General features: G+C 72.5%; 15 protein-coding genes. 6 read left to right on the top strand and 9 right to left on the bottom strand.

The genetic code is table 11. From position 1 onward, the window contains the following. Positions 1-125: 125 nt before the first annotated feature. The 5 genes from ACIBU0_RS16360 to ACIBU0_RS16380 all read left to right on the top strand — a co-directional run bounded on the left by ACIBU0_RS16360 (position 126) and on the right by ACIBU0_RS16380 (position 7,025). Entirely contained in the window at positions 126-356 is a 231-nt protein-coding gene (locus ACIBU0_RS16360; RefSeq protein WP_398817932.1) for a mersacidin/lichenicidin family type 2 lantibiotic, read from the top strand. 57 nt (positions 357-413) lie between these two features. Beyond that, positions 414-3,758 carry a type 2 lanthipeptide synthetase LanM family protein gene (locus ACIBU0_RS16365; protein ID WP_398817935.1) on the top strand — a complete coding sequence of 1,115 codons (3,345 nt, stop codon included), beginning with the start codon at positions 414-416 and terminating at the stop codon, positions 3,756-3,758. Further along, positions 3,743-4,318 (top strand): hypothetical protein, encoded by a 576-nt coding sequence (locus ACIBU0_RS16370; RefSeq protein ID WP_398817938.1) that lies wholly within the window; start codon positions 3,743-3,745, stop codon positions 4,316-4,318. The genes ACIBU0_RS16365 and ACIBU0_RS16370 overlap by 16 nt, the downstream gene beginning before the upstream one ends. Beyond that, on the top strand, positions 4,315-6,555 hold the full coding sequence (locus tag ACIBU0_RS16375) for a peptidase domain-containing ABC transporter (RefSeq protein WP_398817941.1): 2,241 nt from the start codon (positions 4,315-4,317) through the stop codon (positions 6,553-6,555). Before ACIBU0_RS16370 ends, ACIBU0_RS16375 begins: the two co-directional genes overlap by 4 nt. Before the next feature lie 74 nt (positions 6,556-6,629). Continuing rightward, on the top strand, positions 6,630-7,025 hold the full coding sequence (locus ACIBU0_RS16380; RefSeq protein WP_398817944.1) for a hypothetical protein: 396 nt from the start codon (positions 6,630-6,632) through the stop codon (positions 7,023-7,025). A gap of 76 nt (positions 7,026-7,101) precedes the next feature. Here the strand turns inward: ACIBU0_RS16380 and ACIBU0_RS16385 are convergent, their stop codons facing one another. The 8 genes from ACIBU0_RS16385 to ACIBU0_RS16420 form a co-directional block, all read right to left on the bottom strand. After that, complete coding sequence (locus ACIBU0_RS16385; RefSeq protein ID WP_398817946.1) at positions 7,102-8,385, bottom strand: acetyl-CoA carboxylase biotin carboxylase subunit family protein; 1,284 nt, start codon at positions 8,383-8,385, stop codon at positions 7,102-7,104. Positions 8,386-8,601: 216 nt separating this feature from the next. Next, positions 8,602-9,357, bottom strand: a complete 756-nt coding sequence (locus ACIBU0_RS16390; RefSeq protein ID WP_398817949.1) for a thioesterase II family protein — start codon at positions 9,355-9,357, stop codon at positions 8,602-8,604. Beyond that, the gene (locus tag ACIBU0_RS16395; RefSeq protein ID WP_398817952.1) at positions 9,354-12,359 is read right to left on the bottom strand and encodes a type I polyketide synthase; all 3,006 of its coding nucleotides are present in this window, start codon (positions 12,357-12,359) and stop codon (positions 9,354-9,356) included. The genes ACIBU0_RS16390 and ACIBU0_RS16395 overlap by 4 nt, the downstream gene beginning before the upstream one ends. Beyond that, positions 12,356-14,965: an amino acid adenylation domain-containing protein gene (locus tag ACIBU0_RS16400; RefSeq protein WP_398817954.1), complete on the bottom strand. Its 2,610-nt coding sequence runs from the start codon at positions 14,963-14,965 to the stop codon at positions 12,356-12,358. Before ACIBU0_RS16400 ends, ACIBU0_RS16395 begins: the two co-directional genes overlap by 4 nt. Before the next feature lie 41 nt (positions 14,966-15,006). After that, positions 15,007-15,579, bottom strand: a complete 573-nt coding sequence (locus ACIBU0_RS16405) for a hypothetical protein (RefSeq protein ID WP_398817956.1) — start codon at positions 15,577-15,579, stop codon at positions 15,007-15,009. A gap of 80 nt (positions 15,580-15,659) precedes the next feature. Then, complete coding sequence (locus ACIBU0_RS16410) at positions 15,660-16,934, bottom strand: MFS transporter (RefSeq protein WP_398817959.1); 1,275 nt, start codon at positions 16,932-16,934, stop codon at positions 15,660-15,662. Continuing rightward, positions 16,931-19,549 carry an ATP-grasp domain-containing protein gene (locus ACIBU0_RS16415; RefSeq protein ID WP_398817962.1) on the bottom strand — a complete coding sequence of 873 codons (2,619 nt, stop codon included), beginning with the start codon at positions 19,547-19,549 and terminating at the stop codon, positions 16,931-16,933. The genes ACIBU0_RS16410 and ACIBU0_RS16415 overlap by 4 nt, the downstream gene beginning before the upstream one ends. Before the next feature lie 61 nt (positions 19,550-19,610). Next, entirely contained in the window at positions 19,611-19,850 is a 240-nt protein-coding gene (locus ACIBU0_RS16420; protein WP_398817965.1) for a hypothetical protein, read from the bottom strand. Between the two features lie 331 nt (positions 19,851-20,181). Between ACIBU0_RS16420 and ACIBU0_RS16425 the strand changes: the two genes are divergently transcribed. Next, entirely contained in the window at positions 20,182-21,411 is a 1,230-nt protein-coding gene (locus ACIBU0_RS16425; RefSeq protein ID WP_398817968.1) for a helix-turn-helix domain-containing protein, read from the top strand. Positions 21,412-21,578: 167 nt separating this feature from the next. On the opposite strand, the gene ACIBU0_RS16430 is transcribed toward ACIBU0_RS16425, so the two are convergent. Next, the gene (locus ACIBU0_RS16430; protein ID WP_398817970.1) at positions 21,579-22,778 is read right to left on the bottom strand and encodes an MFS transporter; all 1,200 of its coding nucleotides are present in this window, start codon (positions 22,776-22,778) and stop codon (positions 21,579-21,581) included. Between the last annotated feature and the right edge of the window lie 153 nt (positions 22,779-22,931).

Raw genomic sequence — 22,931 nt, forward strand, 5'->3', positions numbered from 1 at the left:
CTTCAAGAAGCGCTGACGCCTGACTCCATGCTGGAGATGAACACGACTCGCGCTTCGAGTCAAAGGCCGACGTCCCCCGCGTTTTCGGGATGCGGCGAAGAAAATCAAGGAAGACAGGAAGAGCCATGAGTCTCCGGAAGACCGTCCGGGCCTGGGAGGACCCGGAGTACCGTGGCAGCCTGAGCGCTGCAGAACTGGCCGACCTGCCGGAGAACCCGGCGGGTGCCATAGAGCTGACCGAGGCCGAGCTGGGTCACGTCATGGGCGGCGCCCAGAGCGGAAACAGTGTCGGGTGCAACACCAAGACCTGCACGCGCGGCAACTCGGGGAACCCCTGCCGCGACTGCCAGACCTAGCGCGTCCGCTGGGCGAGGGCTGCCAGACGCCCGTCCAGCAGCCCTCATCGCTGCGTCATGACAGCGGAAGAAGTGTGGCAGGCACCTGACTGGTACCGGGCGCTTCCCCTCTCCGAACGCGCCGGCACACGCGGTGCCCGCGCGACGGGGACGCCTCCCGCCTCGGACCTCGCCCTCGACAGAGCGCGAGGTCGTCTGCGTGCCTGGAAGAGCCAGAAGCCCTTCGAGCAGAGGCAGCTGTTCGCCCAGCGGCTGGAGCTCGACTCACTCTCCGAAGGTGATCTGCTGGCTCTGCTGGCGGAGCCCGCGGAAAGCCTGCGAGCCCGTATCCGGACCGCCCCCGACTGGCTGATCGTTCTCCGGCAGGCATTTACGCACCCCGACGGCGCCGAGAAGCTGGCGCCGCTGCTCGAGAAAGCCGCGGCCGGTCACCCTCTCGCCGGTTGCCTGCCCGCGATCAGCCCTCTTCTCGGGCACTTCCTTGACCGCCTGCAAAAAAGAGTGAGCTGGCTACGGAGGGGAGTCGAGCCCTTTCCCCTCGAAATGGGAACGCTCCCAGATATTTTCCTGACGAATCTCGCATCCCTCGTCCTCTTCCAGATCGGCAAACCGCTCCTGGTCGAGCTGCATATCGCGCGCCTGGAAGGACGTTTGACAGGTGAAACACCGGAGGAACGTTTCCAGGACTTCATCCGGCGACTCGCTCACGAAGGCTGGATCCTGGGGCTCCTCGCCAAGTACCCGGTGCTCGCACGCCAACTGGTGCTCACCACACAGCAGTGGGCCGATTACCTGTACGAATTCCTGACGCATCTGTGCGCGGACTGGCAGTCCATCCGCACAACTTTCGCCCCGGTCGGCGATCCCGGGCCGCTGGTCGACGTGGAGGCCGAAAAGGGTGACCGGCATCGCCGGGGCCGCAGTGTGCTCCTGCTGCGGTTCGGCTCGGGGACGAAGTTGCTGTACAAGCCGAGGTCGCTGGGTGTGGACGTGCACTTCCAGGAGTTGCTGTCCTGGCTGAACGACCGAGGGGCCGAGCCCCGTCTGCGCCCCCTGAAGCTGATCGACCGCGGCGACCATGGCTGGTCGGAGTTCGTCGACGCGGCCTCCTGTACGTGCGAGGAGGAGGTCGTGCGGTTCTACGAGCGTCAGGGAAGCTACCTGGCGCTCCTGTACGTCCTGGACGCCACCGACCTGCACAACGAGAACCTGGTTGCCGCAGGTGAGCATCCGATGCTCGTGGACCTGGAGGCACTGTTCCACCCTCGCGTCCCTGCCGAGGGACCGGCCGCGGCGAACCTTGCGGCGAGAGCACTGGATCATTCCGTGTGGGGCGTCGGGCTGCTGCCGCGGCGCGTGTGGGCCGACCAGGATTCCATCGGCGTGGACATGAGCGGCCTGGGCGGGCAAGCGGGGCAGATGAACCCGCATCGGCTGGTCGGTTGGGAGAGGCCGGGGACGGACGAGATGCGGGTGGGCCGGCGGCGTGCCGAGCTGCCCGTGAGCGACAACCAGCCGCGTCTGGGCGACGAGGAAGTCGACGTCTCGGAGTACGAGGACGCCGTGCTCGCGGGCTTCACGGGGATGTACCGGCTGCTCCTGAAGAACAGGGCGGCCCTGTTGTCGCAACAGCTCGCGCGCTTCGCACACGACGAGACACGCGCCGTCATACGCTCGACGAACGTCTACGGCCTCCTCTGGTACGAGAGCTTCCATCCGGATCTGCTGCGTGACGCACTCGAACGTGACCGCTTCTTCGATCACTTGTGGACAGAGGCGGCGCAGCGTCCCGGTCTCGTTCCGCTCATCCCGGCGGAGCAGCAGGATCTCTGGCACGGTGACATCCCGCTGTTCCGCACCTGCCCGGGCGGCCAAGCGGTCCTCACAACGCAAGGGGAGCGCCTCGAGGACCTTTTTGACGGGGCGAGCCTCGATCTGGTCCGGCAGCGGGTGGAGCAGCTCGGCGATGACGACCTGGCCAAGCAGAGCTGGATCATCAAGGCGTCGCTCGCCACGCTGCTCATGGATCCCGAGGACAGGATCAACCGGCCGGCACAGGTTCCGTCGGTGAATCGCCCTTCCCCGGTGGCCCGGCGGGTGCGGCGACAACAGCTGCTGGCACTCGCGAGCGCCGTCGGCAGGCGTCTCGACGAGCTCTCCCTCCAGAACGAAGACGGCGCGTACTGGCTCGGCGTGGGCCCTCTGGACGAATCGACCTGGGGTCTCCTGCCTGCGGGCAGCGATCTCTATTCCGGGACCAGCGGAATCGCACTCTTCCTGGGCTACCTGGGGGCGATCACCGGCGAGCCCTCCGTCACGCTGCTCGCACGCCGGGCACTGACGGCGGCACGAGTCCAAGGGCGGGAGTGGCTCCGGGAGCAGACGGACGCGGGTGGATCCCCGACCACGGTCGGAGCGTTCGACGGCCTGGCCTCGGTCGTCCACGCCCTGACGTGCCTGGGCGTCCTGTGGGCTGAGCGGGATCTCCTCGACGAAGCGGCCGAACTGGTCGGACGACTGCCCTCGCTCATCTCCAGGGACCGTTCGCTGGATGTGATCCATGGTTCGGCCGGGTGCCTCCTGTCGCTGCTCAGCCTGCACTCGGTCCGTCCCTCGCCCCGCACCTTGGACGTGGCGATCCGCTGCGGCGAGCGGCTCCTGGCCACGGCGCGGCCCGTGCGTCGAGGGATCGCCTGGACGACGCTCGAGGACCAGCCGCCGCTGGGCGGGTTCTCGCACGGCACCGCCGGCATCGCGCTGAGCCTGCTGCAGCTGGCTGACCGCAGCGGCGAGGACCGCTTCCGGCAGGCTGCTCTCAGCGCTCTCGGCTACGACCGCAGCCTCTTCGTTCCCGACCTGAACAACTGGGCCGACCTGCGTGTCTTCCCGCCCCGGACCATCGAGGCCGACCCGTTCGACCCGGCCGCCGGACCACCTTCGAAGAGCATGGTGGCCTGGTGCCACGGCGCCCCGGGAATCGGCCTTGCGCGCCTCGCCGCCCTGGATCAGCGGGCCGACGCGACGACACGGGACGAGATCGACATCGCCCTGAGCGCCACGAAGGAGTACGGCTTCGCCATGGGCCACTCGCTCTGCCACGGCGCGCTCGGGAACCTCGAGCTTCTCCTGGCGGCGGCGCGGACGCTGGACAGACCTGAGGACCATGACGCTCTGGAACGGGCGACGGCGTCGGTCGTGGCGAGCATCGAGGCCAACGGCTTCCTCACGGGGGTGCCCCTCGGGGTGGAGACGCCCGGACTCATGACCGGGCTGGCGGGGATCGGGTACCAGCTGCTCCGGCTGGCCGAGCCCGACAAGGTGCCGTCCGTTCTTCTCCTGGCTCCTCCACGGTGGCAGGCGCGGGGTGAGAGAAGGGATTTCAGGTCGTGGCCCAGCGGGTGATCTTCCGGGAGAACGCCATCCAGGCCTACCGGCGAGGCACGGCGAAGGACATCGTGCCTCGCCTCACCTTGCGGCCGGTCATCGTCTGCCTGTGGCTGCTGCTGGCTGTGCTGATCGCCGCCGCGGCACTGGCCTGGTCGATACGGGTGCCGGCCTACGTCAGTGCCCAGGGCACGATCCTCCGGGGCGGCGCCGAGGCCGGACCGAGCGGCGCAGCGACCGCGGCCGCCCTGTTCCTGCCGGCGGATCAGTCGGTGGACGTGCGCGTCGGCCAGCCGGTCCACGGTCGGATCGGCTCTTCGGGTCCGTCCGCCTCGGGCACTGTCGTCAGGGTCGAGCCGGGCGTGACGAGCCCGGACTCGGCGCGAGCGAAGTACCGATTCGAGCCCGCGGCCGATACCGTTCGGCAGCCCTGGAAAGTCGTGATCGTGCGGCTGGAACAACCGCTGCCACCGGCCACCTATGACGGGAGCTTCCTGACCGCTCGGCTCCAGACCGGGTCGCAGCGGCTCCTCACGTACTTCCCCGGACTGGGCGACGCCGCCGGCGGTGCCTCATGACGAACCTGTTTGCCTTGTTCCGCACCGGAACCGGCAGGACCCGCACGGCACACCGCAGGAGAGTTCCCGAAGTCCGACAGATGAGTGAGGTGGAGTGCGGCCTCGCCTGCCTGACGATGGTGCTCAACTACTACGGCTGCGGGATCTCCCTGTCGGAGATGCGGGCGCGCTGCGGTGTCGGCCGCGACGGCCTCTCCGCGCTGGAGATCGTCAGGACCGCGCGCGACCACGGAATGCGGGTGAGGACCGTCTCGCTGCCGCGCAACGACCTCCGTTTCGTGGCACTCCCCGCGATCGTCCACTGGGAGTTCACACACTTCCTTGTCGCCGAACGGTGGTCGAGCAAGTACGTCGATGTGGTGGACCCCGCCAAAGGGCGCTGTCGGCTGACGGAGGACGAGTTCGACGCCGGGTTCACGGGGGTCGTCATCCTCCTCGAACCGGGCGTGGCCTTCGACCGTCGCCCGGCCGTTCCTCACCGCGCGACTTTCCGTGCGTTCGCCCTGCGGTACCTGCGTCAGGCGCCCGGGACATCCCTGCAGCTGCTCGGGGTCTCCCTGCTGCTGATCCTGTTCGGGCTTGTCCTGCCCATCCTGACCAAGGTGGTGCTGGACCAGATCCTCCCCTTCCGGATGACCGACGTCATGCCGGTCCTGGCGATCGGCATCGTGGCGATCTTCGTCGCCCAGACCGTCGCGACACTGCTGCGGGAATGGCTGTTGGTGCACCTACGGGCACGTATCGACGTCAGCATGATGCTCGGCTTCGTCGAGCACCTTCTCGAACTGCCCTACAAATACTTCCAGGAGCGTTCGACCGGCGATCTGCTGTCCCGGGTGGCCAGCAACGCCATGCTGCGCGAACTGCTGAGCAACCAGCTCCTGTCCGGCGTCATGGACAGCGGGCTGGTGATGTTCTATCTGCTCCTCCTGTTCTGGCAGTCCCCGCCGTTCGGCGCGCTCACGCTCGGCGTCGGCCTGCTGGGGGCGGTAGTCCTCATGCTCAGCAACGGCCCCGTCAGCAGGTTGGCGGGCCGGGAGCTGACCGCTTTCGGAAAGTCCCAGGGATATCTGGGCGAAGCGATGGTCGGCATGGGAACGCTGAAGGCTGCCGGCGCCGAAGAACAGGCCTTCGGCCGTTGGTCGAACCTGTTCTTCGACCACCTCAACATCTCGCTGCGCCAGAACTACGTCTCCGGCGCCGTGGCCTCGATACTCGGGTCCCTGCCTCTGTTCGGTCAGCTCGGGTTGCTGTGGGTGGGTGCCACCCAGGTCCTCAACGGATCGATCAGCGTCGGCACGATGGTGGCGCTCCTTGCTCTGGCCGCCGCTTTCTTCGCTCCGCTCACCACGCTCGTGGACAGTGCCCAGCAGTTCCAGCTCGTCAGCGCCAACCTCGACCGCATCCGTGACGTGACCGAGGCCGAGCCGGAGCAGCGGCGGCAGGCGGCACGCCCGGCCCCCCGGCTGTCGGGGCACCTGAGGGTGGACAACGTCGGTTTCCGCTACGCCCAGACGGGCCCCCAGGTTCTGCAGGACGTCACCCTGACCGCACGGCCCGGAGAGAGGATCGCGGTCGTCGGGCTCTCCGGTTCGGGCAAGAGCACGCTGGGGAAACTCCTGCTCGGGCTCTACGTCCCCACCGAGGGAGACATCCTCTACGACGGTGTCTCGCTGCGGGATGTCAACCTGCAGGAGCTCAGACGCCAGTTCGGCGTCGTCCTTCAGGAGAGCGCCCTGTTCAGCGGGTCGATATGGTCCAACATCGCCCTCAGCAACCCACTGATCAAGCGCGAGCGAGTGGTGGCGTCCGCCCAGCTGGCCGCCATACACGACGACATCATGGCCATGCCGATGCAGTACGACACCTTCGTCTCCGAGGGCGGGAGCGCCCTGTCCGGCGGTCAGCGACAGCGACTGGCCATCGCCCGAGCGGTCGCCCACAACCCGGCGATCATCCTGCTGGACGAGGCCACGAGTCACCTGGACGTGGAGACCGAGCAGCAAGTCGCGCAGAACCTGCGCACCCTGGCGTGCACCCAGATCATCATCGCGCACCGCCTGAGCACGATCCGCGACGCCGACACCATCCTGGTACTCGACCAGGGAACCATCGTGGAGCAGGGCAGCCATCACGACCTGCTCCGGCGAGCCGGTCACTACGCGCGGCTCGTGGGCCGGCAGCTCGAGTCCGGCGAGCGGACACGGCCGCCCCGTGATGCCACTGACCGCCAATGACAGCGGTCCGCCTGAAGTCGCATCGTTCGGGGGCCGTCAGGCGTACGCCCGGGTTCAGTCTCTACAGTCACCGCATGGCCACCGAAGCCGAGCCCCCAAGCCATTCCGACATCGCCGCGATGCTCACCGACCAGACGAGCGCGTGCAAGCCGGCACGCGAGGCCATCGCCGCCGGCGCCGAGGTAAGGGTTTTCGACAGGGAGGCGCCCCATTGGATGGTCGCCGGCATCGCCGCAGCGAGGTTGAGACGGTCGTCGGCCCGCGGCCTGCAGGAGATCATCGGCCTCGACGAGACCGTCGAGATCCTCGCGCGGCACCGCGGCGAGCAACTGCGTACCGGGATCATCGACACAGCGGACCGGCTCTGGTCCTTCACTCTGTACTTCGACGCCACCGGGACCGAGCTCCTGGCGTGCAGCGGTGTCAGACGCTCTCGGAGGCCCAGCACGAAGGACTCGTTCGAGCCCTGAGCTGATCCGCTGTGCCGGGGCCGGCCCCGGACGGTCTGGAACCGGGCACCCTGATGGCTGAGGCGTGGAGAACGGGTCAGACGTAGTCGCGCTCCGGCGGGGTGACGTGGAAGACGAGGGAGAGTGCGTCCAGCTTCGCGCGGGCCGCGGTCACCGCCTCCTCGGCCGTAGGCGCCGACGCCCTCGCCCGCACCGCGCGGGCGAACGAACCGGCGAGGCCGGTCAACCGGGAGCCGGGCGCGAGGAGCACCGTCACGCCCGGGTCCTGGGGCTCGCCGTCGGCCAGGCCCATGAACGTTCCCGTCACCTCGGGCGCCGTCCTGTACCAGATCGCCTCGCAGCGCGGCTCCCGCCCGGCCTCCAAGGTGGCGCGGATCCCGGGCAACACCTTCTCGCCGCTCGCCTGGCGGGCCTGGCAGTCGATCATGTCGACGCCGGTCGCGTCCTCGGTGAGGCAGAAGATCTCGTCGCCGCCCACCCGCAGATGGGTCTCGATGACACGCGGGCCGTCGGCGGTGAGCACGACCTCGGTGTGCGTCGGGCCGAACTCGACCCCCAGCGCGTCCAGGACGCGGGCCACGTGGTCGGCGATCGCCGCTCGGTCCGCCGGGTCCAGCGGGGCAGGCAGCACGTGGCCGAGTTCCACCATGTTGCGCGGGTCCGAGTACTTGCGGGTGACGGCCACGACCACGTGCTCGCCGGCCTCCGAGAAGCCCTCGACGCTGTACTGGTCGCCGCTGTGGAACTGCTCGGCCAGAACGCCCAGGCGCGTGATGCCGGGGAAGTCGCCGGCGGCCGTGCGGAACGCCTCCGCCACCTCCTCGGGCGTGTGGACGAGAGTGACGCCGAAGCTCGCCGTCCCCGCCGTCGGCTTGACGATGAACGGGTATCCGGCCCGTTCCCCGAAGGCCAGCAGGTCGTCCTCGCCGAAGGCGCGGGCGGCCGTCGTGTCCTCCACGCCCGCCTCGCGCAGCCGCTCCCGCATCAGGCCCTTGTCCTGGACGAGCCGCACCGTCTCCGGACGGTGCGTGGCCACGCCGAGTTCCTCGCCGACGGCCGCCGCCCGGTCCTGGTCCTGCTCCCAGAAGGCGGTGATCCGGGTCACCGGATCCAGGGCGTGGACCGTACGGGCCAGGGCGACGACCTCCTCCAGGGACGCGTCCTGCCGTACCGCGAGCACCCGCTGGAGGCCTTCGTCGGCGGCGAGGGCGGCGAGGTGCCGGGGACGGCAGATCACCGAGAAGCGGGCCTTCGGGTCGATCTCCCGGAGTCGGGCGGCGTAGTCGAGACGGGGGCTCGCGGCGAACATCAGGTAGTGCTCGGACGGCTCGGAAACGGAGACCTGGTCGTGTGCGGACATCAGGCGGTGCCCCTCTCTGCGGGTGCGGCGGTCTTGGATGGTGCGGCGGCCGCCGCGAACACGGTGGTCGCGACGGTGAAGAGACGGGCCGGGGTCGGCCGGCCGAGGGCGCCCGACGGCAGGACAAGGCGGTCATCAGGACGGGGCCCGCGATCAGCTGGGCGCTCATGCCCATGCTGAACACGGAGAGGTACTGCGGGCGGGATCCGGGCGGCGCTAATCCGCACGGGACACTTCCGGCGCCACCAGGCCGAACGGAGGTCGGGCGTCGAGATAGAAGTGGTCACCGGGGACGGTGTGGTGACGGAACGGCCCTGTGGTGACGGCCGCCCAGGCCGCCGCGTGCCCGGCGCCGACCTGCGGGTCCGCGTCCCCGGCGATGGCCGTGACGGGGCAGGTCAGGAGCGGCTCGGCCACGTGGACGTACCGGTCGAACATCCGGAAGTCGCCGCAGACGTACGGCAGAACGAGCTCCCGGAAGTCCGGGTCGGCGAGGAGTTCGGCGTCGGTGCCGCCCAGGGCGAGCAGGGCGTCGGCGATGGCGTCGTCGTCCATCGTCGAGGTGTCCTCGCCATCGGGGCGGGCCAGGTGCGGGGCGCGCGCGCCGGAGGCGTACAGATGCCGTACGGCCGCCCCTGTCCCCCGGCTCTGCAGCAGCCGGGCCGTCTCGTACGCGACGACGGCGCCCATGCTGTGCCCGAAGAGGACCAGCGGGCGGTCGAGCAGCGGCGTCATCGCCTCGGCGACGTCGGCGGCGAGCGCGGGCAGATCGGTCGGCAGCGGCTCGGCCAGGCGGGCGGCGCGGCCCGGGTAGCAGACGGCGTGCACCTCGTACGAGGGCAGGCCCTCGGCCCAGCCGCCGAAGAAGGAGGCGGAGCCGCCCGCGTGCGGGAAGCAGACCAGGCGTGCGACGGCCTCGGGGCGCGGTGCGGCGCACCGCAGCCAGCGGGTGGGGGCAGCGGTCCGGTTCATCGGTGGTCCCCCGCGAGCAGCAGGGACTCGGCGAGCGCGATGTGCTGGGCCAGGGTGGGGCCGGTCAGCAGCTCGCGGACGGGGACCCGGACCCCGAGGTCCTGGCCCAGCCGTTGGGCGAGCCGTACGACGAGGAGGGAGTCGCCGCCCAGGTCGAAGAAGTCGGCGTCGGGGTCGAGGCCGGTGCGGCCGAGCAGTTCGGCCCAGCGGGCGCAGACCCGTTCACCGGGCGTCGGTTCGCCGGATGTGCCTTCGCCGGGCGTCCCTTCTCCGGATGTACGGGCTGGGCCGCCCGGAACTGCCGGCTCCGGCACCGGTGGCGCCTCGCCCGCGTCCGCGTCCGAGTGCGGGGCCCGGACGGCGGCGGCCGGGGCGAGCAGGCGCGGGCCCGCGAACGGGTAGCCGGGCAGGTGGACCGGGCGGCCCGGGCGGGTCAGCGCCGCCGGGTCCACAGGGAGTCCGGCCGCCCACAAGCCGCCGAGGGCCTCCAGGGTGCTCTGCCGGCCGCCGAGCGGCACGGCGGTGAGGCCGGCGGCGACCGCCATGCCACTCAGCGCCTGCCCGGGGCCGACCTCGACGCAGACCGCACCGGGATACGCGCGGGCGATGGCGGCGAGACCGTCGGCGAACCGGACGGTGCTGCGGGCCTGTTCGGCGAAGGCGCGGGCCTCGACGCGGGACCCGGCGGGGAGCAGGGCGCCCGTGGCGTTGGACAGGTAGGGCACGGTGACCGGGCCGAGCGGCAGCGGGCGGGCCGCGTCCTCGATGCGCCGGACGGCCGGGTCGAGCAGGCTGGTGTGGAAGGCGTGGCTGGTGCGCAGCACCCGCACCTTCTCCCGGCCTTCGAGCACGGCGCTCAGCGCCTGGACGGCGCTCGCCGACCCGGCGAGCACACAGCTCTCGGGCGTGTTGACGGCGGCGACCTCCAGGCCGTACGCGGCGGCGAGTTCACGGGCCCGGTCCTCGCGCACGGCGAGGACGGCCATCGCCCCGGTCGGGCAGTCACCCATGGCCCGGCCGCGCGCGGTCACCAGGGCGAGGGCGTCCGCGAGGCCGAGGACGCCGGAGAGTGCGGCGGCCGTGAACTCGCCGAGGCTGTGCCCGGCGAGGGCGGCGGGGGCCAGGCCGAGGCGGACGAGCGCGGTGGCCGCCGCGTACTCGACGCAGAAGAGGGCGACCTGGGCGAGTTCGGTGCGCTCCAGCTCGGCGGCCGGGAAGTCCGGGTCGAACAGGGCGGTGCGCAGCCGGGCGGCCATCCCGGGCACCCATCGCGCCAGGTGCGCCAGGCAGTCGTCGAGCAGGTCCGTGAAGCCCGGCAGGGCGTCGGCGAACGGCCGGGCCATGCCCGGGTACTGGCTGCCCTGGCCGGGCAGCAGGAACACCACGTGTGGCGCCGGGCCGTCGGCCGGTGAGGCGGTGGCATCGCGCAGCCGCTCGGCCAGTTCCGTCCGGCTGCGGCCGGTGACGGCGGTCCGGTACGGGAGCGTGGCGCGGCCCGTGGCGAGGGTGCGGGCGGTGTCGCCGAGCGCCGTGGACTGCGCGCGCGGCAGCCAGGCGGCGATCCGCAGGGCCGAGTCGCGCAGCGCGTCCGGGGTCGCGGCGGACACCACGAGCAGGTGCTCGTCGTCCGGGGCGCCGGCCTCGAAGTCCCGTACAGGGGCGGTCTCCTGCACGGGTGCGGGGGCCTGCTCGACGACGACGTGCGCGTTGGTGCCGCCGATGCCGAAGGAGCTGACGCCGGCCCGGCGCGGCGCGTCCCCGCCGTCCCAGTCGAAGCCGGCGGTCGGCACGCGCAGCGGCGAACCGGCCGTCTCCAGGAGCGGGTTGAGGGTCCGGAAGCCGGCCACGGGCGGCACCTGGCCGTGCCGGACGACGAGCAGGGTCTTGATCAGCGAGACGAGGCCGGAGGCGGCGTCGAGGTGGCCGATGTTGGCCTTGACGGCTCCGACGGCGATCTGGCCCGGAGCGGCGCCGAGTTCGCGCAGCACCGACGAGGCCGCCGACCACTCGATCGGATCGCCGACCCGGGTGCCGGTGGCGTGCGCCTCCAGGTAGCCGAGGGCGTCGGCGCCGATGCCGGCCGCGGCGAGCGCGGACCGGATGACCGCCTCCTGGCCGGTCGCGGAGGGCGCCTGGTAACCGGCCTTGGCCCGGCCGTCGTTGTTGACGGCGGTGCCGATGATCAGCCCGTACGGGTCGCAGCCGGCCTCGGCCGCGTCCTCGTACCGGCGCAGGACCACGGCCGCGACCCCGGAGCCCGCGAGCGCGCCGTCGGCGTCGGCGTCGAACGGCCGGCACGAGCCGGAGGCGGACAGGATGCCGCCGGGCAGATGGACGTGGCCCAGCTGCGGGAAGTCGACGGCGGCGGCCACCACGACGGCCTGCTCGCACTCACCGTTGAGCAGCGCCTGTACGGCCAGGTGGACGGCGACGAGGGAGGAGGAGCAGGCGGTGAGGGCGGTGAGCGCGGGCCCGGTCAGACCGAGCCGGTAGGCGATGCGGGTGGCCATGTAGTCGGGCTCGTTGGCGCGCAGGGCCTCCTCGACGCCCGCCGCGTCCAGGGTGTTCGAGGTGAGCATGGCCCGCAGGTAGGCGCTGCTGCTGGCCGACGCGTACACGCCGGTGACCAGCTGCTCCTGGGTGGGGTCGCAGCCCGCGTCCTCAAGGGCCTGCCAGGCGGTCTCCAGCATCAGCCGCTGCTGCGGGTCCATGAGGGCGGCCTCGCGCGGGCTGATGCCGAACAGCTCGTGGTCGAAGCGGTCGGCGTCGTCGAGCAGGCCGCGTACCGGAACGTAGTCCGGGGAGTCGACGACCCGCGGACTCTCGCCCGCGGCGAGCAGTTCGTCCCGGCCCATCCGGGTGGTGAGGATCTCGCCGCGGAGCAGCGCCTGCCACCAGGGTTCGATCCCGGCGGCGCCGGGGAAACGGCCCGCCATGCCGGTGACGGCGATGTCGAGGGAGCGGTCGCGCTCTTCGTCTTCACATGCGTACGTGTCGGTCATCGGGTGCTCCCCTGCTGGACACGCTGGCGGCGGGCGCGGGCGGCGCGTTCGCGGCGGGCGCGCTCGGCCCGGCCGCCGGTGTCGCCGCCGGTGCCGGTGCCGCCGGCGCGGATCAGTTCGCTCTGGGCGTGGACCGTGGAGCCACGGAAGAGGTCGACGACGGACAGCCGGACGCCGGTGTGGCGCTCCAAGGCGTCCTGGAGCCGGATGACGAGCAGCGAATGGCCGCCCAGGTCGAAGAAGTTGACGTCGGCGGGGACGGTGTCCACCGCCAGGACCTCGGCCCAGGCCGCGGCGACCTGGGCGAGGGTGTCGCCCACGGGGACGCTCGCCGTCGGCGCGGGCGCGGGGGCCGGCTCGGTGTCGAGCAGCGCGGCCAGCGCGGACCGGTCGGCCTTGCCGTTGACGGTGACGGGGAACACCTCCAGGGCCCGCAGCACCGACGGCACGGCGGCCTCGGGCAGCGTCGCGGCCAGTCGCGCACGCACGGCGGGCAGGCCGGCGGGCTCGTCGGTGAGCACGAAACCGGCGAGCCGGGTGCCCGCCGCGTCCGGCACCACCACGGCCTCGCGAACGCCGGGACAGCCGCGCAGGGCCGTCTCGACGGCGCCGAGCTCGATCCGGTGGCCCCGGATCTTCACCTGGTTGTCGCGGCGGCCCAGGAACTCCAGGGTGCCCTCCGCGGTCCAGCGGACCAGGTCCCCGGTGCGGTACATGCGCGCGGCGCCGCCCTCGAACGGGTCGGGCACGAAGGCCCGTGCGGTGTCCTCGGGGCGGCCGAGGTAGCCGCGTGTCACGCCGGCACCGCCGATGTGCAGCTCGCCGGTGACGCCCGGCGGTACGAGACGGCCCGCGCCGTCCAGGACGTAGAGCAGGACGCCGGGCACCGGGCCGCCGATGTCGACGGGGCCCTCCGGGCGGCAGCGGCGGTAGCTGGCCCAGACCGTGCACTCGGTCGGGCCGTACTCGTTGACGAGGGCAGCGGACGGGCCGAGGACGGCGGTGTGGCGGCGCAGCAGCGCCTCGGGCAGCGCCTCACCTGCGGTGATCACCGTGGTGAGGGAGGCCAGGCGGGCCGGGCCGGTGCGTTCGGCGCTCGCGAGCAGCGTGTCGTACAGGGACGGCACGCACAGGAGATGGCTGACCGAGTGCCGCTCGATCAGGCCGACCAGCGCCTCCGGATCGCGGTACTCGTCGGCTCCCGCGACGACGAGACGGCCGCCCGCGGTCAGCGTGCCCCACAGGCCGGCGACGGAGGAGTCGAAGGCGAGCGGGGAGAGCAGCAGGAAGACGGGTTCGCCCGGGTAGACCTCGCGGCGCGCGGCGGTCGAGGCGGCGAGCTGGGCGTGCCCGACCACCACGCCCTTGGGCGCGCCGGTGCTGCCCGAGGTGTAGATGAGGTACGCCGCGTCATCGAGACCGGTGACGGTGGCTGCGCCGGGCCGGGCGTCGGCGGCGTCGCGCGGGGCGGCGGTGCGCAGCTCCGGGTCGTCGGCGGCGACGACGGCGGTGCCGGAAAGCGGGGCGAGGCGGGTGCCGTGGGTGCCGGTGACATTGACCGCGGTGGCCCGGGCGTCGGACAGGAGGGTGGCGATCCGCTCGTCGGGGTTGGCCGGGTCCACCGGTACGTAGGCCGCACCCGCGTGCATGGCGCCGAGTACGGCGGCCACCATCGCGGTGGAACGGTCGGCGAGCACGCCCACCCGGTCCCCGGGGCGGACTCCGGCGGCGGCGAGGCGGGCCGCGATCCGCCGGGCCCACGCGTCGAGGGTGCCCCGGTCCACGGTGTCGTCGCCGCAGACGACGGCCGTGCGGCCGGGGTCGGCCGACGCGAGGTCGGCGACGGTCAGGTGTACCGGCCGGCCCCCCGCGCCGGCCTGCAGTGCGGCGCCCCGGCCGAGCGCGAGCAGTCGCTGCCGCTCGGCCGGGTCGAGGAGCGGCAGTTCGCCGACGGTCGTGGGCCGGCCTGCGGTCAGCGCGTCGAGGACGGTGCGCAGCTGGCCGAGCAGGCCGGCGATCTCGGCGGCGGTGTGCCGCTCGGAGTCGTACACCGCGGTGAGTTCGGCCGTACCGCTCTCGCCGTCGGTGAGCGTCACCACCGCCTCCGCCTCCGCCTCCGCGGGCAGCGTGGCAGGCGGCTTGCCGTGCCGGAACTCCACGCGGCTGCCCGGCGGTTGCTCGCCGGCCGTCGCGTTCACGCACAGGGAGAGGGAGCGCTCAAGGGCCAGGTCCGTGCCGGCGAGCAGTTCGGCGGTGCTGAGGTCGTCGCGTACGGCGACGACCACCGGTACCCGCAGCGCCTCTGTCACCACAGGCTCCGCGCCGGTGCGCCGTGCCAGCGTCACCGCGAGCGCGGCAAGGCCCACGGTGAGCGGAGTGGTGGCGTGCTCGCGGGCGGTGCGTCCGACCGCCGTCCGCAGCGGCGTGCCCAGGGGCAGCCGCTCCGTCGCGGTCCGGCCGCCCGGGGCGGGCGGGCGGACGGGCCCGGTGCCCAGGGGACGGTCGGTGGCGGCGGCGCGGACCTCTTCGGCCCACTGCCGGAACTCGGCGCGGGTGGCCTCGGTCGGGCGCGGGGCGAGGGGGTCGGCGGCGGACGGCGATGACATCGTGGCTCCTTCGGTGGCGGTGGGGACGCGGGCGGCGGCGGTCAGTCGGCCAGCGTCATCGTGAGGTGGATGCGATCGGTGCCACCGGCGTTGTAGGCGGAGTGGTGACGCAGGGTGTTGAGGATGTGGATCCGGCCGTCGGTCGGAACGTGGTAGGTGTGGCCGCTGCGGAAGAGCAGCCGGCTGTCCTCGTTCGTCTGGATGGCGATGTGCGCGACCCGGGAGTGGTCGGTGTGCATGTGGTAGATCTCGCCCGGGTGCAGGGTGACGAGGCGCATGCGGCCGGCGCGGAACGGCAGGCTGCGGTGGATCTCGTGGAAGTACGTGTCCTTGAGCGCCTCGTTGAAGAAGGCGAACTCGCGCTCCTCGAAGTTCTTCTCGCCGGTCTCCTGGTTGAACTGGCCGTTGCCGGCGTCGCGCCAGACGTCCTCGGCGCCGGCGCGGTGGGTCAGGCCCAGGCGGCGCAGCTTGTCCTCGGGGCGGCCGGAGGGGGCGTCCGGGAGGCGCTCCAGGAACTGCTGGTAGGCGCGGACGATCTCGGCGTGGTCGAGCTGGAGGCTCTCGACGATCTCGACGAGCTCGTGGTCGACGGTGGTGAGGGTGGGCGTGGCCATGGTGGTCTCCGTGGTCGGGTGAAGGGGTGGTGGGTGGTGGGTGATGCGTGGTGGGTGAGGCGTGGTGCGTGGGGGGAAGGTCAGGGCGTCTCGTACGCCGCGACGCGGCTGGGCCGCGTGGTCCGGGAGGCCCAGGCGACCAGGGGGCGGCCGGCGAGGCCGACGGTGAGGAACAGCGCGCCGAGCAGGAACCAGCCAGGGGTGCCGAGGCCGAGCGCGAGGGCGCCGAGGACGGACGGGGCCAGTGCTTCGGCGAGGCCGCCGCCGAGGCCGAAGACCCCGGCGTACTGGCCCTGCGCGTGGGCGGGGGCGAGTCCGAAGGAGTACTCCATCGCGGCCGCCGCGTGCCACAGTTCGCCGAGCGTGTAGACGGCGGTGGCGGCCACCAGGAGGGCGACGGCCGCCCAGGCGGGCATGCCTCCGGCCGCGGCCATCAGGCCCAGGCCGGCGCAGATCGCGAGCCCGGCCCAGCGCATCCGTACGCCGGCCGCCCGCGGGTCGGCGACGTTCCTGCTCACCGCGACCTGGAGGGTGATCACCAGGACGGTGTTGAGGACGAGGACCCCGGAGACCATCCAGCGCGGTGCCTGGGTGTGCTCCACGATCCACAGCGGCAGCAGGAACGTCGGCACCGCGAAGTGCAGCGACATCAGGCAGTTGAGCAGGGTGGCCGCGAGGTAGGGCCGGTCCCGCAGCGCGTCCCAGCGGCCACTGAGCGGCGGCGCGGGGATCGGGGCGAGCCGCGGGAGCCACAGCAGGGCGAGAGCGCATCCGGCGAAGGACAGGGCGCGGCCCGCGACCAGGGCCAGGTAGGCGGGTGCGGTGTCGAGCTGGATGGCGACGCCCGCGGCGAGAGCGCCCAGCGAGATGCCGAGGTTGGTGCCGGCCCGCAGGTAGGCGCGGAAGCCGGCCGGGTCGTCGCCGCCGAAGCCGCGGATCAGCGGTGCCCGGCTGGACTTGTCGGCGGCGAAGACGATGCCGGTGAGCGTCGAGATGAGGACGAACGACCAGAACGCGTCGACGAGCAGGAAGCCCCCCATGGACGCGGCGCCCGCCAGCATCACGGCGATCTGGGTCTCCCGGGCGCCCCAGCGGTCGGCGATCCGGCCGCCGTAGATCCCGGCGACGAGGCCGACCATCGCGCCGACGAACATGCCGAACGCGACCTGGTGCATGGGGAGGTGGACGACCCGGGTGAAGTACAGGGCGCTGGACGACATGAACATGCCGCTGCCGAAGGCGTTCACGAAGGTCGCGGCCGCCAGGGTCCGCCGGGGCCCGGGCCCCGGCAGGAGCCGCTCAAGCAGCCCCGGCCGTACGGGCTCGTCGGTCGCCGCGCGCGGCGGCGTGTTCACGGCCACAACGGGTCCGAGAAGTCGGCGTCGGGCCGCAGCTCGCGCCCCCAGGCGCGCAGTTCGCGTCCCGTGACGTCGACGGGGGCGACGACGAGCCGCTCGTCGAACCAGGCGCGGACCTCGTCGAACCGGGTCTGGAGCTCCTCCTCGGTGGCCGCGGACACGAGGATCTGGCCCATGCGGTGGTTGGTGTTGTCGATGTCGCCGAGGAAGGTGGCGCCGACCGGGAACTCGACCCGGGCGAACTCCACGCCCGGCAGGGCGCGCAGCTCGGCGGGCGAGGGGCAGGAGAAGTGGATGCCGGCCCGGCCCTTGAGGTAGCTGGTACCGATGTACTCGCTCCGCAGCTCCACATCGGCGGACGGCTTCCGGCCGAGGGCGAGCAGCAGGGCCGCCTCGCCCAGGTGGATGCCGAACTTGGCCTGCACCTGCTCGTGCAGGAGCGCGCCGCCGCGGCGGGCCGCGCACTCGCTGAACGTGAGGCCGCCGGTGTCCGGGTCGTGGAAGAGCTCCATGTGGAAGACGCCGTCGCGCAGCCCCAGGGCGTCCAGGCAGCGGCGTACGACCGGTTCGGCGCGCTCGTAGGCCCAGGACTCGTCCTTGGGGTCGAAGTGCCGCAGCCAGAGGGGGTCGTTGCGGTCGATGGTGGTCAGGCAGGGGTCGCCGTAGCGGCCGACGGCCAGGAAGAGCAGTTCGCCGTCGTGCACGAAGCCGTCGGCGATCCATTCCTCGCCGCCGATGAACTCCTCCAGGACGAAGGTGCGCTGGGCGGTGCGCCCGCCGCGGTACCGGCGGCTGAGCGCGGCCAGTTCCTCGGCCGAGCCGACGACCGCGGTACGGGCGGTGGCGGCGCCGGCGACCGGCTTGAGGACGGCCTTGTCGAAGGTCCAGGACACGTCGGAGACGTCATGGACGTCGTCGACGACGGTGACCCGGGCGGCGGGCACGCCGGCGGCGGCGACCCGGCGCTTCTGGAGGGACTTGTCGCGGAAGTGGACGGCGGTCGCCGGGTCGAGGGCGCGGCAGCCGAGGTGCGCGGCGAGGACGCCCGCGGTCACCAGGGCCCACTCGTCGGAGGTGTGCACGGCGTCGAAGCGGTGCTCGCCGAGCCCGGCCCGGTGCAGGGCGGACAGGACGGCCTCGGGGCTCTTGTGGTCGTCGACGAGGAGGACCCGGATGCCCTCGGGCACCTCGGCGAGGCCGTGGTCGTACCCGGCGGCGCCCCACACGAGGACGGCGTCGACGCCATGGCGCAGACAGGCCTGGAGGACGTACTTGTCGGGGCCGAGCAGCAGTACGCTGCCGGGCTCGGCCCCGTCTTCGGCGCAGGCGGTCCGACGTACCCGGTAGACGGCGTCCTTGAGGTCCTGGATGGCGGCCCGGTCGGCGCGGACGGTGTCCATGTCGGGGGCGGTGAGGAAGATCCGCAGCGGGCTGGTGAGCAGGTCGGCGGTGGGGCGGATCCGCTTGCCGGGGCCGAGCTTGACGCCGACGAGGTGCACGCTCGGCAGGGCGGCGATGCGGTCGACGGCCTCGGTGTCGACGGACTCGACGGTCCCGTCCACGTCGGTACGGGTGCTGTGCACGGCGGCGGCGGCCCGGCGGCGGTAGACGCGGCCCGCGTAGCGGTCGAGGAACTCCTGGGGCCGGGCGTAGGCCAGGGCGGTGAGGTCTGCCTGGTTGGCGCCGAGGCACCGGTCGTGGAAGTCCGGGTTCATGTTGCCGTTGAGACGGGCGCCGATCTCCACCAGGGCCGGTCCCTCGGGGGTCATGATGACCTCGGCGTGAGTGGGGCCGTGGACGATGCCCAGGGCCTGGAGCACCGTGTCGACGTAGGCGATCAGAGCGGGTACGGGCTCGGCGTCCGGGTCGAGCAGGACGTCGAGGTCGTAGATGTTCCGCCCGTTCGGCAGGATCGTCTTCTCGTACTCCCACACCCCGCAGACGTACCGCTCGCCCGCCACGCTGACCGTGTCGACGATGTACTCGGTGCCCTCCAGGAAGGACTGGACCAGCGCTTCGCCGTTGGGGCGGTCGAAGATGTCGGTCGAGCCGAGCACCCGGCGCGCGGCGGTGAGGACCTCGGCGGCGTCGTGACAGCGGTAGACATGGTCGGTCGAGGCGGAGGAGAGCGGCTTGACCACGACCGGGTAGCCGCCGTGCCGCTCGGCCCAGTCGGCGAGGGCCTGCGGGTCGGCGCTCTTGTACTGGTCGGCGCAGCGCACCCCGGCCCGGCGCAGGGCCTCGATCATCTCGTACTTGTCGCGGCGGGCGGCCGACAGGGCGGTGCCGTTGGTGGCGAGGCCGAGGCGTTCGCTGAGCTGGTCTGCCAGCGGGACGCCGGGCTCCTGGCCGGCCAGGACGGCGACCGGGTCGAGCTCGGCCAGGGTCGCGGCGGTCCGCTCGACGGCGGCCTCGTCGGGACAGCGGAGCATCTCCCGGTAGGCGCCGGGATCCGGCTGAAGCATGCTCGTCATGGGCTCGGCGGTGCTGTGGACGTGTACGACGTCGATGCCGAGGCGGGCGAAGGCAGGCGGCAGGAAGGCGCCGGTGGAGTACCCGTCGACGATGACGGCGGTCCGGGACGGTACGGGCGGCGGCCCTGGGTGAGCCATGGTGTCCCTCACTCTCTGTGCGGTGTGGGGTCGGAGCTTGGGTGGGGGTGCCGGGCCTGGGTTACTGCTGCGGCGCCGGCCAGCCGATGTCACCGAGCGCGGTGGAGGCGCCGGCGAGCACGGGCTGGGAGCGGGCCGGGGCGGGCCAGCCGATGTCACCGGCACGCACCGCGTCGGAGCCGGGGGCCGGGGAGGGCCAGCCGATGTCACCGAGCGCGCCGGCGGCGACAGCGAAGAGGGCGAGGAAGACCAGGGCGCCGGAGACGGCGCGACGGCGGGTGGCACGCAGGATGGAGCGCATTCCTACTCCTTGCGGAACGGGGGCCATGGGTGGGCTCCCCGGAAGGGCGGATCGTGATCGCGCGGCGGTTGGTTGACCACCGCGTTGCCATGGAAGCTAGCCCAGCGATCCGAGTCTTGGCAAGACATTGCCAACAGATTGGCAAACCGGCGTGCGGCAAGTCCGGCGGCACCTCGCGATTGGCCTGTTCATTATTCGGGCAATGATTTGCCCAGCCCTCGTTCGGCGGGCTACCTTCTACCGGGGGCGATTGCGTGGTGCGCTCCAGGGAAAGAGCCGAGCCCGCGGAGCCTCGACCATCTGCCCGCTTCGACACCCTGGGGTTGATCACGTGCTGGAGCAGCCTTTCTTCGGTCGCCGGCTCAAGCAGCTGCGGACCGAACGAGGTCTGTCGCAGGCCATGCTCGCCGGTGACGGCATGTCCACCGGCTATCTGTCACGCCTGGAGTCCGGGGCACGCAAGCCCACCCCCCGGGCCGTGGAGCACCTCGCCGCCCAACTCGGCGTCGACGTCTCGGCGTTCGACGAGGAGGGCACCGGCGACTCGCTGAGCCAGGCGCTCGCCATCGCCACGTCCCTCGAGTCCGACGAGAGCCTTCAGGCCCTGGAGCACGCCCTCGCCGCGGACGCCGGCCCGGAGCAGGACCAGCCGCTGCGCTGGCAGGCCCTGTGGCGGGTGGCGGCGTGGCACCGCCGCCACCACCACCAGGAGCGGGAACGCAAGCTCCTGGAGGAGCTGGTCGAGATCGGCGACCGGCTGGGCCAGCCGGCCCTGCGCGTCCGGGGCCTCGCCCAGCTCGCCCGCTGTCTGCGCGCCGGCGGGGAGATCGGCCGCGCCGCCGACACGGCGGCCGCGGCCCACCGCCTGGCGCGGGAGCACGCGCTCGCCGTGCCGGACATCGCCGCGAGCCTGCTGGCGCTCGTGTCCGTGGAGTCCGAGGCCGGCCGCCTCGCCGACGCGCGCGCCCACGCGGACGAGCTGACCGCGCTGACCGCGGACCGCCGGGACTCCCTGTGGGCGGAAGCGCTGTGGACCGGGGCGGCGGTACGGGTGCGCCAGGGCGACCCCGAGGCCGCCCAGAAGCTCCTCGACCAGGCCCTGGAGGGCTTCCCCAGCAGCGGGAACCTCGCCCTGTGGACCCGGCTGCGGCTCGCCGCGGCCCGCCTGCACATGCAGAAGCCGACGCCGGAGCTGGACGCCGCCGAGCAGTACGTGGAGCAGGCGGAGAGCGGCCTGGCGTTTCTGGGCATCGAGGGCCTGGAGCAGGAGGTCACCTGCCTCAAGGCCGAACTCGCCTACGAGTCCGGCCAGTTCGCCGACGCCCGGACGCTGCTCGACCGCGTGCTCGCGGCGGCCCCGCAGATGACGTACCGCAACCGGGTACGCCTCGACATCCTGGACGGCCGACTGCTGATCGTCGAGGGCGAGGAGCAGGCGGGGCTCGACCGCATGCGAGCGCTCGCCGAGGAGGCCCAGGCGTCCGCCAACATCGACCTGGCCGCCGACATCTGGCGCCTCCTCGCCGAGACACTGAGCGGCGCCCGGGGCGCGACTTCCTGAGAGCCTGTGTCACATCGCCGGCCGGATCAGCGCGCGGCGGCATGGGGGCGCCCCCGCGCGAGCCGGGCGAAGCTCGGTTCGCGGGGGGCCACGTGGGCGGTTCGGCAACGCGGCGGGGGGTTCCCCTGCTCGAAGAGCTTGAGGGCGCGCGTGCCAGGCCCGGTTGTTCAGTCGAGGTGGCGGGCGCGGGCAAGTCCGGCCGCGGCGACGGCGAGCAGGGCGAGGCAGCCGAGGATCAGACCGGTCCAGCCGTAGCGGCCGTGGAGCGCGGCGCCGCCGAGTGAGCCCAGCGCGCCGCCGCCGAAGCTGGCCAGCATGAAGAGGGTGTTGAGCCGGGCCCGGATCTCCCCCGGCAGCCGGAAGATGCGCACCTGATTGGCGACCTGTGAGCAACTGCCGCCGTACACCAGCAGGTTGGCCCCCAGGATCAGGACGGCCAGCGAGTCGTCGCCGAACACCCCCATGACCAGGAACGCCACGGCGGTGCACCCGAGCGACATGGCGTTGACGTACCGGGGCCCGCGCCGGTCACTGAGCCGGCCCGCCGGGTAGGACAGCAGCGCGGCCGGCAGGCTCAGCAGGCCGAAGAGGCCGGCCCCGGCCGCTCCGAGGGAGAAGGGCGGTGCCGCCAGGTGGAACGCGAGCGTCGTCCAGAAGCCGCTGAAGGCGGCGAAGACGGTCGCCCCCAGGAAGGCGGAGAGCCGCAGTTCGGGGTGGGCGCGCACCAGCCCCGGCAGTGAGCCGATCAGCCTGCGGTACGGCAGGCGGGCGCCGCCCGGGGAGCGTTCGGGCAGCAGTCGGGGGACGAACAGGGCCAGGCCGCCGGTGAGTACGGCCGCCACCAGGTAGGCGGTGCGCCAGTCGCCGCTGAGTCCGGTCACGGCGCCGGACAGCGTGCGGGAGAGCGTGGAGCCGAGGGTGAGCCCGATACCGATCAGGCCGACGGCCCGGCCGCCGTGGTCCGGCCCGGCCATCGACGCGGCGACGGGCATGAGCACCTGGGGCAGCACCGTGGTCGTGGACAGGGCGACCGTGGCGAGGGTCAGCGTGACCGGGCCCGGGGCGGTCGCGGCGACCAGCAGTCCCGCGGTGGTGAGCACCAGGAGCACGGTCGTCAGCCGCCGCAGCCGGGCGGTGTCCGCGAGCGGGACGACCAGGGCGATGCCGAGCGCGTAGCCGACCTGGGACGCGGTGGCGACCAGGCCGGCCGCGGTGTCCGAGATGCCCAGGCCGGCCGCGATCGCGTCGAGCAACGGCTGGGGGAAGTAGATGTTGGCGACCGTCAGGGCGCCGGCCGTCGCGAACAGCAGTGCGGTGCGCCTTCGTAGCCCAGGAGCGGTGGCCCTGGGCGGAGCGTCGACGGTCATGGTCCGGTCCCCTCTGCGTGGCGGCTCGCGGACCGGCCGGTGCGCCGTCTGATCCACGAATGTTCCCGAGCGATATTGCCATCAAGGCAACACCCATGGCAATCTCTTGCCAATTCCTTGGAACGGGGCCTCATCGGACGGGCTGTGGACGTT

It is taken from the genome of Streptomyces sp. NPDC049627, from assembly GCF_044465645.1.
GTDB lineage: Bacteria > Actinomycetota > Actinomycetes > Streptomycetales > Streptomycetaceae > Streptomyces.

Bases quoted from the DNA above. Each gene is read 5' to 3' on its own strand.
- ACIBU0_RS16400 (WP_398817954.1), bottom strand. From the start codon at position 14,965: ATGTCATCGCCGTCCGCCGCCGACCCCCTCGCCCCGCGCCCGACCGAG.
- ACIBU0_RS16405 (WP_398817956.1), bottom strand. From the start codon at position 15,579: ATGGCCACGCCCACCCTCACCACCGTCGACCACGAGCTCGTCGAGATC.
- ACIBU0_RS16365 (WP_398817935.1), top strand. From the start codon at position 414: ATGACAGCGGAAGAAGTGTGGCAGGCACCTGACTGGTACCGGGCGCTT.
- ACIBU0_RS16420 (WP_398817965.1), bottom strand. From the start codon at position 19,850: ATGCGCTCCATCCTGCGTGCCACCCGCCGTCGCGCCGTCTCCGGCGCC.
- ACIBU0_RS16380 (WP_398817944.1), top strand. From the start codon at position 6,630: ATGGCCACCGAAGCCGAGCCCCCAAGCCATTCCGACATCGCCGCGATG.
- ACIBU0_RS16415 (WP_398817962.1), bottom strand. From the start codon at position 19,549: ATGGCTCACCCAGGGCCGCCGCCCGTACCGTCCCGGACCGCCGTCATC.
- ACIBU0_RS16375 (WP_398817941.1), top strand. From the start codon at position 4,315: ATGACGAACCTGTTTGCCTTGTTCCGCACCGGAACCGGCAGGACCCGC.
- ACIBU0_RS16395 (WP_398817952.1), bottom strand. From the start codon at position 12,359: ATGACCGACACGTACGCATGTGAAGACGAAGAGCGCGACCGCTCCCTC.
- ACIBU0_RS16385 (WP_398817946.1), bottom strand. From the start codon at position 8,385: ATGTCCGCACACGACCAGGTCTCCGTTTCCGAGCCGTCCGAGCACTAC.
- ACIBU0_RS16360 (WP_398817932.1), top strand. From the start codon at position 126: ATGAGTCTCCGGAAGACCGTCCGGGCCTGGGAGGACCCGGAGTACCGT.
- ACIBU0_RS16430 (WP_398817970.1), bottom strand. From the start codon at position 22,778: ATGACCGTCGACGCTCCGCCCAGGGCCACCGCTCCTGGGCTACGAAGG.
- ACIBU0_RS16390 (WP_398817949.1), bottom strand. From the start codon at position 9,357: ATGAACCGGACCGCTGCCCCCACCCGCTGGCTGCGGTGCGCCGCACCG.